Raw genomic sequence first — 17745 nt, forward strand, 5'->3', positions numbered from 1 at the left:
CCCATCACTACAAAGGAGAGTGTCTTCATGATGCTCAATACAACGTCACGCTGTCTGATCGCCGGGATGAAGTGCATGCCCGTTGTCCGCGCCGCGCTCATGTGCGCGTTTGCCATGCTTCTGTTGTCGGCCGGCGCCTACGCGCAGACGCCTCCGGCCGGTACGCCGGGAAGCGCGGCCAACATGGAAATCGACGCCAACTATTTTTCGGGCGTCACCTTTACCGGGGCAGCGTTTCTCTCCGGCAACGACTGGTCTCAGGGTCCGACCGGGAGCGCGCTTCTGCTCCAATCGGGCGGCCACTCCGTCCTTGGCCTGAATAACGCCACGAACAGTTTGTGGTTTCGCGACGCGAACTGGGGCACGGGAGACGATCCGACGCAGTACAAGGGCGGCCAGAAGAACGATCAGGCCATCGACTCCTCAAGCACCCATTGGGTCGTCACCGACACGACGGCCGGCGGAGGAAGCCCGCAGAAGAACGATATCACGAACTGCTATATCAGCACGCAGATCGACGGAGCGACGGGCCACCGCTGGGTGGTGGCGGGATTTGAGACGCGCGCCACGAACGGTGTGAGTTTCGCGGGACTTGAATTGGACCAGAAAGGAATGTTCGTGGACAGGCGCGTGCCGGGAAGCAATAAGATCACCGGCAGAGCGACCGGCGCGGGAACCGCGGGCGGGCGCGTGGCGGGCACACTCGACATCAACAACCACCTGGTCGGCGGCGATATTCTCTTGATCGTCGATTACACCAACGGCGGAACGCGGCCCATCGTCAGCGTCCGCGAGTGGAGCACGAACGGCGGCGGATCGTGGAGCCTGATTGCCGATTCTCTTTCAGCGGGGAAGGGGTTCACCACGACCAACACCGCCAACATCCCGGCGGTCGCGCCGGGGCAGGGCGTTTCACCGCAGGGGAACCTGACCGATTCAACGATCGCGCTTCAGTTCGTCGAGTTCGGCCTCGATTTGACCGGATTGAACCTTCTGCCGCTCGATCCCTGCAACCCGCTGGCGACGGCGCTCTTCCAGACGCGGTCCTCCGCGTCGTTTACAAGTTCTTTGATGGATTTTGCGCTTGGCATGTTCGCCGTCATACCCCCGGCAGTGGGGAATGCGGGGCCCGATCAATCGGTCTGTCAGGCGGGAGATGTGGCGACCTTCACCCTCGCAGGGAGCGCGATGAACGGCATCCCCCTCTGGTCGGTGCTGAGCGGACGCGTGGCGATTGCAGACCCCAGCTCGTTGACCACGACGATCACCGATACCGGGACCGGGACGGCGATGCTTCTTCTCACGGTAACGAGCACACAGGGCTGCGGTATTTTGAAGGACACCGTGGTATTCAACGTGAACCCGAATCCCGCAGTTTCGGTCAATAGTCCCTCGGTGTGCGCAAGCGCGTTGCCCTCAACGCTGACTGCGACCCCTTCGGGCGGAACCGGCTCAATGGCGTTCCACTGGAGCACCGGCGCAACGACCTCGACGATCAGCACGAGCACCGCGGGCACCTACAGCGTGACGGTGACGGATACGAAGGGATGCACCGGCACGGGCTCGGGCACGCTTACGGTCAATCCGAACCCGACTGTTTCGGTCGGTAACGCTGAGGTCTGCGCGAGCACGCTTCCTGCGACGCTGACCGCAACACCGGCGGGCGGAACAGGAGCCGCGACCTTCGCGTGGAGCACCGGCGCGACGACATCGACGATCAGCACAAGCGCCGCCGGAACCTATAGTGTGACGGTGACGGATACCAAGGGCTGCACGGGCTCCGGCTCGGGCATTCTGACGGTCGATCCGAACCCCGCGGTTTCTGTCAATAGCCCGGAGGTCTGCGCCAGCAGCCTGCCTGCAACATTGACCGCGACGCCCTCCGGCGGAACCGGCTCGAAGACGTTCGCATGGAGCACGGGCGCGACGACCTCGACGATCGGCACGAGCACGGCAGGCACCTACAGCGTGACGGTGACCGATACGAAGGGCTGCACGGGCTCCGGCTCGGGCACGCTCACGGTCAATCCGAACCCGACGGTGAGCGTCAACAGTCCGGAAGTCTGCGCGAGCGGTCTGCCTTCGACCCTGACAGCAACGCCGTCGGGCGGAACGGGCGCTGCGACTTTTGCATGGAGCACAGGCGCGACGACCTCGACGATCAGCAGGAGCGCCGCTGGGACATATTCAGTGACTGTGACCGATTCGAAGGGCTGCACGGGCTCCGGCTCGGGCACGCTCACGGTCAACCCGAATCCGACGGTGAGCGTCAACAGTCCGGAAGTCTGCGCGAGCACGCTTCCGGCAACATTGACGGCGACACCCGCGGGCGGAACAGGCGCTTCGGCCTTTGCGTGGAGCACGGGCGCTACGACCTCGACGATCAGCACAAGCACCGCCGGGACCTATAGCGTGACGGTGACAGACACCAAGGGCTGCACGGGCTCGAGCTCGGGCACTCTGACCGTCGATCCCAATCCGACGGTTTCGGTGAACAGCCCCGAAGTCTGCGCAAGCGCTCTACCGACGACGCTCACCGCGACGCCTTCGGGCGGAACGGGTGCGAAGGCGTTTGCATGGAGCACCGGCGCGACGACCTCGACGATCAGCACAAGCACCGCCGGAACATATTCAGTGACCGTGACCGATGCGAAGGGTTGCACGGGCTCCGGCTCAGGGACGCTGACGGTCAACAACAATCTTACCGTCTCAGTCAATAGCCCCGAAGTCTGCTCCGGGAATTCGAGCACGCTCACGGCGACCGTCAACGGAGGAGCGCCAGGCTACACGTACTCGTGGAGCACGGGCGCGACGACCTCGACCATCAGCACGACCACTGCAGGAACATATTCGGTAACTGCGACCGATACGAAGGGCTGCACGGGCTCCGGCTCGGGCACGCTGACGGTCAATCCGAATCCGACGGTATCGGTCAACAGCCCCGAGGTGTGCGCAAGCACAGTACCGGCGACCTTGACGGCGACACCGTCCGGCGGAACAGGATCGAAGACGTTCGCATGGAGCACCGGTGCGACCACTTCGACCATCAGCACGAGCACAGCCGGAACCTACAGCGTGACCGTAACCGATACGAAGGGTTGCACCGGCTCGGGCACGGGTACACTGACGGTCGATCCGAATCCGGCAGTCTCGGTCAACAGCCCCGAAGTCTGCGCAAGCGGTCTGCCCTCGACCCTTACCGCAACGCCCTCCGGGGGGACCGGCTCGAAGACGTTCGCCTGGAGCACGGGCGCGACGACCTCGACCATCAGCACGAGCACCGCTGGAACCTACAGCGTGACCGTGACCGATACGAAGGGTTGCACGGGCTCGTCCACGGGTACGCTGACAGTCAATCCGAATCCGACGGTATCGGTCAACAGTCCCGAGGTGTGCGCAAGCACATTGCCGGCGACGTTGACGGCGACACCGGCCGGGGGAACAGGTTCGAAGACGTTCGCATGGAGCACAGGCGCGACGACCTCGACGATCAGCACGAGCACCGCCGGAAGCTACAGCGTGACCGTAACCGATGCGAAGGGTTGCACGGGGACGGCCACGGGTACGCTCACCGTCGATCCGAATCCGACTGTCTCTGTCAACAGCCCTGAAGTCTGCGCGAGCGCGCTTCCGTCGACATTGACGGCCACGCCTTCCGGCGGGACCGGCGCTGCGGCGTTTGCCTGGAGCACGGGCGCGACGACCTCGACGATCAGCACCAGCACGGCAGGAACCTACAGCGTCACCGTGACCGATACGAAGGGCTGCACGGGGTCAGGCACGGGCACGCTCACGATCAATCCGAATCCCACGGTTTCTGTCAACAGTCCCGGCGTGTGCGCAAGCACGCTTCCGGCGACATTGACGGCCACGCCTTCCGGAGGGACCGGCTCGAAGACATTCGCGTGGAGCACGGGCGCGACAACATCGACCATCAGCACGAGCACCGCCGGTACCTACAGCGTGACCGTGACCGATGCGAAGGGCTGCACGGGCTCGGGCACGGGTACGCTCACGATCAATCCGAATCCGACGGTGAGTGTCAACAGTCCTGAGGTCTGCTCAAGCACGCTTCCCGCCACGTTGACGGCGACACCGGCCGGCGGGACCGGCGCTGCGACCTTTGCATGGAGCACAGGCGCGACGACTTCGACGATCAGCAGGAGCACCGCCGGGACCTATAGCGTGACAGTGACCGATGCGAAGGGCTGCACGGGCTCCGGCTCGGGCACTCTGACCGTCGATCCCAATCCGACGGTTTCCGTCAACAGCCCCTCGGTATGCGCAAGCGGTCTCCCATCCACCCTCACCGCGACGCCATCCGGCGGGACGGGCGCCGCGACGTTTGCATGGAGCACAGGGGAGACGACCTCGACCATCAGCACGAGCACGGCCGGGACCTATAGCGTGACTGTGACCGACACGAAGGGTTGCACGGGCTCGGGCACGGGTACGCTGACGATCAATCCGAATCCGACGGTGACGGTGGGTGGGGTCGAAGCGTGCGCGAGCGCGTTGCCGGCGCATCTGACTGCCACTCCTGCAGGCGGAACGGGATCCAAGACGTTCGCATGGAGCACGGGCGCGACGACTTCGACGATCGCTACGAGCACCGCGGGAACCTACAGTGTAACTATCACGGATTCGAAGGGTTGCACGGGCTCCGGTTCGGGAGCGCTCGCCGTCGATCCGAATCCGACAGTCTCGGTCGGTGGTGTGGAAGTCTGCGCCGGCTCGCTCCCGAGCACGCTGACCGCGACGCCTTCCGGCGGGACAGGTGCCGTTACTTTCTCATGGAGCACGGGCGCGACGACCTCGACCATCAGCACGAGCACGGCAGGCACGTATACCGTGACGGTGACCGATACGAAGGGCTGCACGGGCTCCGGCTCGGGCAGGCTGACGGTCGATCCGAATCCGACGGTGTCTGTGAACAGCCCCCGGGTGTGCGAGGCCGCACTGCCGGGAATTCTGACCGCGACTCCTGGGAGCGGGACGGGATCTTCGACGTTCGCATGGAGCACGGGAGCGACCACATCGACCATCAGCGTCAGCACCGGCGGAACCTACAGCGTCACTGTGACCGATACCAAGGGATGCACCGGTTCAGGCACGGGCACGCTCACAGTGAGGACCGATTGCGGTGGGCACATCTTCCCGACGCAGACGACCTGCAGCGACTTTACGAGCGGCAATGCGGTTCGACTGCCGTCGCTTTGCTACAAGCCGCAGGATGGAAAGGTCGGCTCTTCAACGCCTGGCGTGATCTTCTACTACACCCAGGTGACGGCTCCGGGTGCCAGCTTCTGCGTCGATGTGATGCAGACGAAGGCGTGCAGCGCGTTCAATATCCTCCGGATTCAGAACGGCAATCAGATCTACATCTACAGCGACGGTTGCCAGAATCTGCGCCAGGGGAACGAACCCTCGCCGGGCCAGGGACACGTCTGCATCACAGGCGCGACGCCGGGTGCGCACTACATCATCTCGGTGAAGTTCAGCGTGAAGTCGATGCAGGGGGCCAGCTACAGCGGCGCACCCCCGACCTGCCAGTACAACTTCATCAGCTCGGTGAACGGAACGCCGGTCGACGAGACCGCCGACAGCGTCTCCGCAATCCCCGGCTGTTCGGCGGTGACGGCGCTCGGGAAATCGGGGATCGGTGAAGCATCCGAAATGACACTTGCAACGCCGGCTCAGTATGCGCTCCACGCGAACTTTCCGAATCCGTTCAACCCGACGACGCAGATCAGGTTCGATCTGCCGGAAGCAAGCACGGTCCGGTTGAGCGTCTTTAACATCCTCGGCCAGGAAGTCGCGAGGCTGGTGGACGGAGCGATGGGCGCAGGATATCAGTCGGTCGAGTGGAACACCTCCAACCTTCAGGGGGTGGCGCTGCCTTCGGGGATGTACATGTACCGGCTGCAGGCGACCTCGACGACGACCGGAAGAGAGTTCCATGACGTCATGAAGATGCTGTTGATGAAGTAAGCTGTCAGGAACGGGCAATTCAACGGGGTGGTTCCGGGTTCGGGACCACCCCGTTTTTATGGCCCTCCCACGGATTTTGCTTCCGCCTATCCACCTGCAAACTAATCGGGTAAAACGCTCCGCCGGCGTGTGCGACATCACCGCACGATTTCTGATTTCCTATATATTGGTAGCGTACGAAGCATCCTCTTCGGACCGATCAGATAGCTCCAAAGATGTACCCCCCAGTCTGACCGTACGAACAAAACGAGTAAATCGCCGAAATGAATCTACTTCACCTAACCATCACTCAGAAGGAAAGTAACGTTATGATCCTCAGTACCTCGTACAGTGATCTTCGCGCCAGGATGCCGGCTCTGCGGGTTCTTTGTACCGCGATCCTGGTCTGCGTGCTTACCATGCTTGCATTGACTGGCCGTGCTTCCGCGCAAGCTCCGGCCGGGACGCCCGGAGTCGCCGCCAGCGTCGAGATCGATGCCAACTTCTTCTCCGGCGTCACCTTTACGGGGGCAACGTTTCTCCCCGGCAACGACTGGTCGCAGGGACCCACCGGAAGCGCGCTTCTTCTGCAGTCCGGAGGCCACTCTGTCATTGGTTTGAACAATGCCATGAACAGTTTATGGTTTCGCGACGAAAACTGGGGCACGGGAGACGATCCGACGCAGTACAAGGGCGGTCAGAAGAACGATCAAGCCATCGACGCCTCGAGCGGCCACTGGGCCGTGACCGACACGACGACCGGCGGAGGAAGCCCGCAGAAGAACGATATCACGAACTGCTATATCAGCACGCAGGTCGACGGAGCAACGGGCCACCGCTGGGTGGTGGCGGGATTTGAGACGCGCGCCACGAACGGGGTGAGTTTTGCAGGCCTCGAATTGGACCAGAGAGGCATGTTCGTCGACAGGAGCGTTCCGGGAAGCAATAAGATCACCGGGAGAGCAACCGGCGCGGGGACCGTCGGGGGCCGCGTGGCGGGCACACTCGACATCAACAACCACCTGGTCGGCGGTGATATTCTCTTGATCGTCGATTACACGAACGGCGGAACGAGGCCTATCGTCAGCGTCCGCGAGTGGAGCACCAACAGCGGCGGGTCATGGACGTTGATTGCCGATTCCCTCACCTCCGGAAAGGGATTTACGACGACCAACACCGGGAACATCCCGGCCGTTGCGCCGGGACAGGGTATCTCGCCCTCGGGTCTTCCGAACGATACGACGATCGCACTTCAGTTCGTCGAGTTCGGCCTCGACCTGACGGGATTGAACCTGTTGCCGATCGACCCTTGCAACCCGCTGGCAACGGCGCTCTTCCAGACGCGTTCATCGGCGTCGTTTACAAGTTCATTGATGGATTTTGCCCTTGGCAGGTTCGCAGTGATCCCGCCTGCGGCAGGGAATGCCGGACCGGATCAGGAGATCTGCTCATCGGGAGCGGTGTCGGCATTCACGCTTGCTGGGAGCGCGACCAACGGCAACCCGCTTTGGTCGGTGCTGAGCGGACGCGTGGCGATTGCAGACCCCAGCTCGTTGACCACGACGATCACCGATACCGGGACGGGGACGGCGATGCTTCTCCTGACCGTCACGAGCACGCAGGGTTGCGGCATCGTGAAGGACACAGTGGTATTCAATGTAAATCCGAATCCGGCGGTCTCAGTAAATAGCCCCTCGGTGTGCGCAAGCGCGTTGCCGTCAACATTGACCGCAACCCCGTCGGGCGGTACCGGCTCAGTGACGTTCCAGTGGAGCACAGGCGCGACGGCCTCGACCATCAGCACGAGCACCGCAGGCACCTACAGCGTGACGGTGACCGATACGAAGGGCTGCACAGGCTCCGGCTCGGGCACCCTGACGGTCAATCCGAATCCGACGGTGAGCGTCAACAGTCCGGAAGTCTGCGCGAGTACGCTTCCTGCGATATTGACAGCGACACCGGGCGGCGGAACCGGCTCAAAGACGTTCGCATGGAGCACCGGCGCGACGACTTCCACCATCAGCACGAGCACGGCAGGCACCTATAGCGTGACGGTGACCGATACGAAGGGGTGCACGGGCACGGGCTCGGGCACGCTCACGGTCAACCCGAATCCGGCGGTGGGCGTCAACAGTCCTGAACTCTGCGCAAGCGGCCTGCCCTCGATCCTTACTGCGACGCCGTCCGGCGGAACCGGTTCAAAGACGTTCGCATGGAGCACAGGCGCGACGGCCTCGACCATCAGCACGAGCACGGCAGGCACCTACAGCGTGACGGTGACCGATACGAAGGGCTGCACAGGCTCCGGCTCGGGCACGCTCACGGTCAATCCGAATCCGACGGTGGGCGTCAACAGTCCGGAACTCTGCGCGAGCGGCCTGCCTTCGACGCTTACCGCAACGCCGTCCGGCGGAACGGGCGCTGTGACCTTTGCATGGAGCACAGGCGCGACGGCTTCGACCATCAGCACGAGCACAGCCGGAACTTATTCAGTGACGGTGACCGATGCGAAGGGCTGCACGGGCTCCGGCTCGGGCACGCTGACGGTCAACCCGAATCCGACGGTGAGCGTCAACAGTCCGGAAGTCTGCGCGAGCACTCTTCCGGCCACGTTGACTGCGACACCGGCCGGCGGGACAGGGGCCGCGGCCTTTGCATGGAGCACGGGCGCAACGACTTCCACGATCAGCGCGAGCACGGCGGGAACCTACAGCGTGACGGTGACCGACACGAAGGGCTGCACCGGCTCAAGCGCGGGCACGCTCGCCATCGACCTGAACCCCACTGTCTCGGTGAACAATTCATCGACATGCCAGGGCGGTGCCGCCACCTTGACGGCGACGCCCGCGGGCGGAACCGGTTCTGCGGCGTTCGAATGGAGCACGGGTGCGACGACTTCGACGATCAGCACGAACACTGCAGGAACCTACTCGGTAACGGTAACCGATACAAAGGGCTGCACTGGTTCGGGCTCCGGCACAGTCGCCGTCAATCCCGGCTTGACGGTCTCCGTCAATAATCCGGAGGTCTGTGAAAGCACGCTCCCGGCAACATTGACAGCGACGGTGAGCGGTGGAACGCCGAACTATTCCTACTCGTGGAGCACGGGCGCGACCACTTCGACGATCGCCGCGAGCGCGGCGGGAACATACTCCGTAACCGTGACAGACACGAAGGGTTGCGCCGGCTCGGAGTCCGGCACGCTTACAGTCAATCCGAACCCGACAGTTTCGGTGAACAGCCCCGAAGTTTGCACGAGCACATTGCCGGCGACATTGACGGCCACACCGGCCGGCGGAACGGGCGCTTCGAGCTTCGTATGGAGCACAGGCGCGACGACCTCGACCATCAGCACGGGCACAGCCGGAACCTACAGCGTCACAGTAACCGATGCGAAGGGTTGCACGGGCTCAGGTTCGGGCACCCTCACAGCCAATCCGAATCCGACGGTTTCGGTCAACAGTCCCGAAGTCTGCGCGAGCACGCTTCCTTCGACGTTGACGGCGACACCGGCGGGCGGAACCGGTTCGAAGACGTTCGCGTGGAGTTCCGGTGAAACCACTTCGACGATCAGCACCAGCACTGCGGGAACCTACAGCGTGACCGTCACCGACACGAAGGGCTGCACGGGCTCAGGTTCGGGCACCCTCACGGTCAATCCGAATCCGACGGTTTCGGTCAACAGTCCCGAGGTCTGCGCAAGCACGCTTCCGGCGACATTGACGGCGACGGCGGGTGGCGGAACGCCGAACTATTCCTACGCATGGAGCACGGGCGCCACGACATCGACGATCGGCTCAAGCACAGCCGGAACATACTCCGTAACCGTGACCGATACGAAAGGATGCACTGGCTCTTCAACGGGCACGCTCATCGTCAATTTGAACCCGACGGTTTCGGTGAACAGTCCCGAGGTGTGCGCGAGCGCGTTGCCCGCCACACTGACGGCGACTCCGTCAGGCGGTACGGGCGCATCGAACTTTGCATGGAGCACGGGCGCGACCACCTCGACGATCAGCACGAGCACGGCCGGAACCTACAGCGTGACGGTGACGGACACGAAGGGCTGCACGGGCTCGGCCACGGGTACGCTTACAGTCAATCCGAATCCGACCGTCTCAGTCAACAGCCCCGCGGTGTGCGGGGGCGTTGCGGCCACATTGACGGCGACGCCGGCGGGCGGAACCGGTTCGAAGACATTCGCGTGGAGTTCCGGTGAAACCACCTCGACGATCGGCACGAGCACTGCTGGAACGTACAGCGTTACCGTGACTGATACGAAGGGTTGCACCGGCTCAGGCGCGGGGACGGTGACGGTCAACCCGAATCCGACAGTCAATGTTCCGAATGTCGAAGTGTGCGCAAGCGCTCTCCCGGCGACATTGACCGCGACGCCAACCGGCGGCACCGGATCGAAGACGTTCGCCTGGAGCACCGGAGCGACCACCTCGACGATCAGCAGGAGCACGGCCGGAACCTACAGCGTGACCGTGACCGATGCGAAGGGCTGCACCGCCTCTGCCTCGGGCACTCTCGCGGTCGATCCGAATCCGACCGTCACTGTTGCGGATGTCAGCGTCTGCCCGGGAACTGCCGGAACGCTGAGCGCTACGGCGAGCGGCGGGACCGGTTCGAAGACATACGCCTGGAGCACGGGCGCCGCGACCTCGACGATCACCACGAGCGCGGCCGGGACTTACAGCGTGACCGTGACCGACACGAAGGGTTGCACGGGTTCAGGCACGGGGCGGCTCCTCAATTATACACCGCCGACCGTGAGCGCGACGGGCGGAACGATTACCTGCCTGCAGGCTTGTGTTCAAATCTCGGCAAGCCCGGCCGGCCTGACGTATGGCTGGACTGGACCGGGTGGATTTACATCCACGGCGCAGAGCCCCACCGTCTGCGACTCCGGTACCTACTCGGTGACCGTGACCGATACACACGGTTGCACGCGGACCGCCTCGGCACACGTCGGTAACGTGATTCCCAACATACCCGCCTGCAGCAGCACGGATACGATCACAAAGGGATTTGAGCTGGACGGCAACGCGGTTGCCGTCGCGCCGAATCCTCCCGACGATTGGAGCATGATTTACAACGGGACGGCCAGTCCGACGCTGTCGACCGGAATCATAAACGATTTCCCGTCGACCAAGGATGACTACTTCGTGATCGGGACCAAGGATCTCACCGACGTCACTTCGTGGAGATACAACATCCAGTCCACGCCCGACAAGGACGACATCCTCCACGGAGGCGCCGCGCAGTACGGCGGGAAGCTCTATTTCTTCGGCGACCGGTTCGATGTGAGCGGCGACGCGCAGATCGGCTTCTGGTTCCTGAAAGATACCGTGAATGTCGTCGTGCCGGGGAGCACCTTCAGCGGCAAACACCGGGTCGGCGACCTGCTCGTCCTTTCCAATTTCGTTAAAGGAGGGGGGGTCCCGCAGATCCTGGCATATGAGTGGGTGGGGAGCGGCGGCTCCGACGGAGCGCTCGATTCCCTTCCTGTCGCATCCATCCATAGATTCGCGATTGTCAATACCGCCAATCAACCTTCACCGTGGCCGTATCAGGCAAAGGGGAGGGTGCCTAAAAACACGTTCCCTGCCGGCGCCTTCTTCGAAGGCGGCATCGATGTGGCATGCCTGACGGGCATCAACCCCTGCTTCGCCAACTTCCTGCTGGAGACAAGGTCGTCCCAGTCGGTCACCGCATCGCTGAAGGACTTTCTCGTCGGCAGGTTCTCCGCTCCCGGGGCCGCCGCCATTAGTCAGATCCCGGCGAACGTCGGCATGGCGGTGAATGCGCTGAGCGGTGAGAAGAGCGCTGCCGCGCCGGTGCCGGAGGGATACGCGCTTCATCCGAACTATCCGAATCCGTTCAACCCGACGACTCAGATCAGGTTCGATCTGCCGGAGGTGAGCACCGTGCGCCTGAGCGTGTTCAACATCCTCGGCCAGGAAGTCGCGACGCTGGTGAGCGGAACGATGGCCGCCGGCTTCCAGTCCGTCGAGTGGAACACGTCGAACCTTCAGGGCTCCGCATTGCCGTCGGGAGTGTACATTTACCGGCTGCAGGCGGCAGGCCTCTCGAGCGGGAGAGAGTTCCACCAGGTGATGAAGATGATGTTGATGAAGTAAGCCGTCAGATAGCAGGCAGTTCAGCGGGGTGGTTCCGGGTTCGGGACCACCCCGTTTTTATGGCCTTCCGGAAACTTGCTCCCGCCTCTCTTCGGCCAAAAATAATCGGGTAAAGTAGCTCCACCCCCCTTGACTCGCACCCGTTAATTCTTTATCATGTCCTCACCTTAACACGGGGGCGTGTTTCTCGAAAGCTCGGTGTTCTCCTCGCTGGGAAGTATCTACCCCTCAGCACGCTTTTCAAAAATCTCTAAACACGATCTGTAATTTCGTTTATGGACCGTAGTGGTGTATTCGCCCCGGGACGAACGTCCCCATCTCCGGCCGGAACCGGTTCCGGCACTCAAGCGCCAGACTCCCGGCGCGGCGAGGCGTGTCCCGTCGCGCCGTATTTCTACGACAATAAGTTTACTTCCAAATAAATCACTTCCCTTCACCATCATTAAGGAGAGTATCGTCATGATGCTCAGTACATCGTTCAGCAATCTCCGCGGCAAAGCGCCCGCACTCCGGGTCCTTTGTTTCGCGCTCTCGCTGCTCACGCTTGCCATGCTCGCATTCCCGGGCGGCGCGTTCGCGCAGACGGCTCCTGCCGGAAACCCCGGAAGCGCAGCGAACGTCGAAATCGACGCCAACTACTTTTCCGGCGTCACCTTCACGGGCGCCTCGTTCCTCTCAGGCAACGACTGGTCGCAGGGAGCGACCGGAAGCGCGTTGTTGCTTCAATCCGGAGGCCGTTCCGTCCTCGGTTTGAACAACGCGACAAACAGCCTGTGGTTCCGCGACCCGAACTGGGGAACCGGCAACGATCCGACCCAGTATAAGGGGGGCCAGAAGAACGACCAGGCCATCGACGCCGCAAGCACCCATTGGGCTGTGACGGACACGACGGCCGGCGGCGGTAGCCCTCAGAAGAACGACATCACCAATTGCTATATCAGCACGCAGGTGGACGGCGCAACGGGCCACCGTTGGGTGGTCGCCGGTTTTGAGACACGCGCCACGAACGGCGTGAGCTTCGCCGGACTCGAACTGGACCAGAAGGGCATGTTCGTCGACAGGACATCGCCGGGAAACAACAAGATCACCGGCCGGGCGACCGGAACCGGAGCCATCGGCGGCCGCGTCGCCGGGACGGTTGACATCCTCGGACACCTCGTCGGCGGCGACATTCTTCTCATCGTCGACTACACCAACGGCGGAACGAAGCCGATCGTGAGCGTCCGCGAATGGAGCACCAACAGCGGCGGGTCATGGACGTTGATAGCGGATTCTCTCACCGCGGGAAAAGGATTCGTAACCACCAACACCGCCAACATCCCGGCTGTCGCGCCGGGGCAGGGCGTATCGCCGCAGGGGAACCTGACCGATACCACGGTCGCACTTCAGTTTGTCGAATTCGGCCTCGATCTCACCGGCCTGAACCTCCTGCCGCTCGACCCTTGCAACCCGTTGGCGACGGCACTCTTCCAGACGCGTTCCTCCGCGTCATTCACAAGTTCACTCATGGATTTTGCCCTCGGCAGGTTCGCGGTCATTCCTCCGCCGGCGGCGGATGCGGGACCCGATCAGGCGGTTTGCTCCGCCGGAGATGTGAACTCGTTCACGCTCGCAGGGAGCGCCACGAACGGCACGCCCCTCTGGTCGGTGCTGAGCGGCCGCGTTGCGATCGCGGACCCGAGCTCGCTCACCTCGTCGATCACCGACACGGGAACGGGCACGGCACTCCTCGTCCTCACGGTGACGAGCACCCAGGGTTGCGGCGTGGTCTCTGACACCGTTGCAATCACGGTCAACCCGAACCCGACAGTCTCCGTCAACAGCCCGGAAGTCTGCGCAAGCACGCTTCCGTCGACACTGACCGCTACTCCGGCAGGCGGGACGGGTTCCAAGACGTTCGCGTGGAGCACGGGCGCGACAACCTCGACGATCAGCACCAGCACGGCGGGGACCTATTCGGTGACGGTGACAGACACGAAGGGCTGCACGGGCTCAGGCACGGGCACACTCACCGTCAATCCGAACCCGACGGTGTCGGTGCCGAATGCTGAAGTGTGCGCGAGCGCGGTTCCCGGCACACTCACGGCGACTCCGTCCGGCGGAACGGGTTCCAAGACGTTTGCATGGAGCACGGGTGCCACGACATCAACGATCAGCAGCAGCACGACCGGCACATTCTCCGTGACCGTCACCGACACGAAGGGTTGCACCGGCTCGGGCTCCGGCACTCTCACGGTCAATCCGAATCCGACGGTTTCGGTCAATAACCCTTCGTCATGCTCAGGGACTGCGGCCACGTTGACCGCGACTCCGGCGGGCGGAACCGGTTCGAAGACGTTCGCATGGAGCTCCGGTGAAACCACGTCAACCATCAGCACGAGCACCGCGGGCACCTATAGCGTGACCGTGACCGACACGAAGGGATGCACGGGTTCCGGTACAGGGACGCTTTCGACAAACCCGAACCTAACGGTCGGAGTCAACAGCCCTGAAGTCTGCGCAAGCACCCTTCCCGCAACCTTGACGGCCACGCCAAGCAGTGGAACCCCCAACTTTACCTATTCATGGAGCACCGGCGCAACGACTTCGACGATCGGAGCGAGCACTGCCGGAACATATTCCGTGACCGTGACCGATTCCAAGGGGTGCACCGGTTCCTCGACGGGCACTCTGACGGTCAATCCGAATCCGACGGTTACCGTGAATAGCCCCGAGGTGTGCGCGAGCACGCTCCCGGCGACACTGACGGCGACACCGGCGGGCGGAACAGGCGCTGCGGGTTTCGCATGGAGCACAGGCGCGACGACCTCGACGATCAGCACGAGCACAGGCGGCACCTACAGCGTGACCGTGACCGACACGAAGGGTTGCACGGGCTCCGGTTCGGGCACGCTGACAGTCGATCCCAATCCGACGGTTTCGGTCAATAGCCCCTCAGTGTGCGGAGGTGTTGCGGCTACCCTGACGGCGACGCCGGCAAGCGGAACGGGTGCAAAGACGTTCGCATGGAGTTCCGGTGAAACCACCTCGACGATCAGCACGAGCACTGCAGGCACCTACAGCGTGACCGTGACCGACACGAAGGGATGCACCGGTTCAGGTTCGGGCACCGTCTCCGTTACTCCGAATCCGACGGTTTCCGTCAACAGCCCGGAAGCCTGCTCAGGGACTTCGGCTACTCTGACCGCGACACCTGCAGGCGGAACGGGATCAAAGACGTTCGCATGGAGCACCGGCGCGACGACCTCGACGATCAGCACGAGCACTGCAGGCACATACAGTGTGACCGTGACCGACACGAAAGGCTGCACGGGTTCCGGAACCGGCACCCTCACGGTCGATCCGAATCCGACAGTCTCGGTGGCGAACGACAGCGTCTGCCCGGGGACAGCGGCCACACTGACCGCATCGGCCAGCTCGGGCACGCCGGGGTATTCGTATTCGTGGAGCACGGGCGCCACGACCTCGACGATCAGCACGAGCACAGCCGGCACCTACAGCGTGACCGTGACCGATACCAAGGGCTGCACGGGCTCCGGTACCGGCAGGCTCGTGAATTACACTCCGCCGACTGTGAGTGCGACGGGCGGAACGATCACGTGCATCCAGCATTGCGTCCAAATCTCCGCAAGCCCGTCGGGCATGACGTACAGCTGGACCGGGCCGGGTGGATATACATCCGCGGCGCAGAGCCCCACCGTCTGCGACTCCGGCACCTACCTGGTGACGGTGACCGACACGCACGGTTGTTCGGGTACGGCTTCGGCGCATGTCAGGAATGTGATTCCTACCATACCCCCCTGCAGTCCCACCGACACCGTTAAGAAAGGGTTTGAGCTGGACGGCAACGCATTCGCCGTCTCGCCCAATCCTCCGGACGATTGGAATCTGTTCCTCCCCGGCGGGATCAATGGTTCCACGGTGAGCACCGGGATCGTAAACGATTTCCCGTCGAACAATGATGATTACTTCGTGATCGGGACCAAGGATCTCACGGACGTCACTTCCTGGAGGTATAACATCCAGAGCACGCCCGACAAGGACGACATCCTGCACGGCGGAGCCGCGCAATACGGCGGGAAGCTCTATTTCTTCGGCGACAGGTACGACGTGAGCGGCGACGCGCAGATCGGCTTCTGGTTCCTGAAGGATACCGTGAATGTCGTCGTGCCGGGGAGCACCTTCAGCGGCAAACACCAGGTCGGCGACCTGCTCGTCCTTTCCAATTTCATCAAGGGCGGCGGAGTCCCGCAGATCCTGGCGTTCGAATGGGTAGGGAGCGGCGGTTCCGACGGACAGCTCGATTCGCTGCCGGTTGCGTCGATACACAGATTCGCCATCGTCAACACGACTCCTCAGCCCTCGCCGTGGCCATTCCAGGCCAAGGGGAGAGTCGCAGCGAACACATTCCCCGCCGGCGCATTCTTCGAGGGAGGTATCGATCTGGCATGCCTGGTCGGTATTAACCCTTGCTTCTCCAATTTCATCCTGGAGACAAGGTCTTCGCAGTCGGTGACCGCATCGCTGAAGGATTTCCTCATCGGCCATTTCTCTCCTTCCGACGGAGCGATAAGCATCCCGCTGAACCCCGCGGGCCTGGAAGAAAATTCCGCCGGCAGCGGGAAGAGCGCAACAATCCCCTCGGGCTATTCGCTGCACGCGAACTATCCGAATCCGTTTAACCCGACGACGCAGATCAAGTTCGATCTGCCGGAAGCGAGCACCGTCCGGTTGAGCGTGTTCAACATCCTCGGTCAGGAAGTTGCGACGCTCGTGAACGGGACGATGGCCGCCGGCTATCAGTCGGTCGAATGGAACAGCGCGAATCGTGCGGGTGCGTCATTGCCGTCGGGTGTTTACATGTACCGGCTGCAGGCGACCTCGATCACGAGCGGGAAAGAGTTCCACGACGTGATGAAGATGGTGTTGATGAAGTAAGCTGTCAGGAAACGGGTAAAACGATGGGGTGGTCCCGGAGAGGGGGCCACCCCGTTGTTTTTATTCTCGATTCCGAATCGGAAAATGAATCGCAAATTATTTGCGAGGAATCCCGCAACTAAGTTGGTGAGAAAAAATACGTAGAAAAATCAGTGATATCCCTCATGACAATCTTGATCCGCTTTTGTAAGTTGCAACAAGTTGAGACGGGAGCCCTGAGAGTCTAACTAAGTTTCAGAAGTTTCCTCCTCGGGAAGCAGTACCCTTTCTTCGTTAGTTCAAAGTCTTCTTGTCGGATCCGATCTATAAGATTCTTTATGGACCGCTTCATTATCGAACTAGCATCAGTACTTCCAGCCAGATGGCTCGCCGGCCGTCGATACCCTGCACAAGGGGTCTGTCGCCGCGCGGGATCATTCACCGGGGATCACACTCCTTCTCTCCGATTTAAGTCCTTCCCTGTCAAGCAAAACCGCACAACACTCACTTCAATCAATCATACTATCCAAAGGAGGGTATCGCCATGAACATCTATTCATGGTTTGTTCTGCTTCGCGCCAGAGTCCCGGCACTGCCGGCGCTTTGCGTCGCGATGCTCGCTTGCTCGCTTGCTGTCACGAGCGGCGCGTTTGCACAGGCGCCCGCCGGAACTCCCGGCAGCGCTGCGAACGTCGAGATCGACGGCAACTTC

3 protein-coding genes are annotated in these 17745 nt (G+C 62.3%); all 3 read left to right on the top strand.

Going from position 1 to position 17745, the window contains the following annotated elements; all coding sequences use genetic code 11:
* Positions 1–27: 27 nt before the first annotated feature.
* The 3 genes from VI215_04925 (at position 28) to VI215_04935 (ending at position 17054) form a co-directional block, all read left to right on the top strand.
* Positions 28–5991, top strand: coding sequence for a T9SS type A sorting domain-containing protein (locus VI215_04925; GenBank protein ID HEY6191655.1), 5964 nt, complete (start codon positions 28–30; stop codon positions 5989–5991).
* 308 nt (positions 5992–6299) lie between these two features.
* Entirely contained in the window at positions 6300–12116 is a 5817-nt protein-coding gene (locus tag VI215_04930; protein HEY6191656.1) for a T9SS type A sorting domain-containing protein, read from the top strand.
* 459 nt (positions 12117–12575) lie between these two features.
* Positions 12576–17054, top strand: coding sequence for a T9SS type A sorting domain-containing protein (locus VI215_04935; GenBank protein HEY6191657.1), 4479 nt, complete (start codon positions 12576–12578; stop codon positions 17052–17054).
* The last annotated feature ends 691 nt before the right edge of the window (positions 17055–17745 follow it).

The sequence above is a fragment of the Bacteroidota bacterium genome, from assembly GCA_036522515.1.
Classification (GTDB): Bacteria; Bacteroidota; Ignavibacteria; order UBA10030; family SZUA-254; genus VBOC01.

Bases quoted from the DNA above. Each gene is read 5' to 3' on its own strand.
- VI215_04925 (HEY6191655.1), top strand. From the start codon at position 28: ATGATGCTCAATACAACGTCACGCTGTCTGATCGCCGGGATGAAGTGC.
- VI215_04930 (HEY6191656.1), top strand. From the start codon at position 6,300: ATGATCCTCAGTACCTCGTACAGTGATCTTCGCGCCAGGATGCCGGCT.
- VI215_04935 (HEY6191657.1), top strand. From the start codon at position 12,576: ATGATGCTCAGTACATCGTTCAGCAATCTCCGCGGCAAAGCGCCCGCA.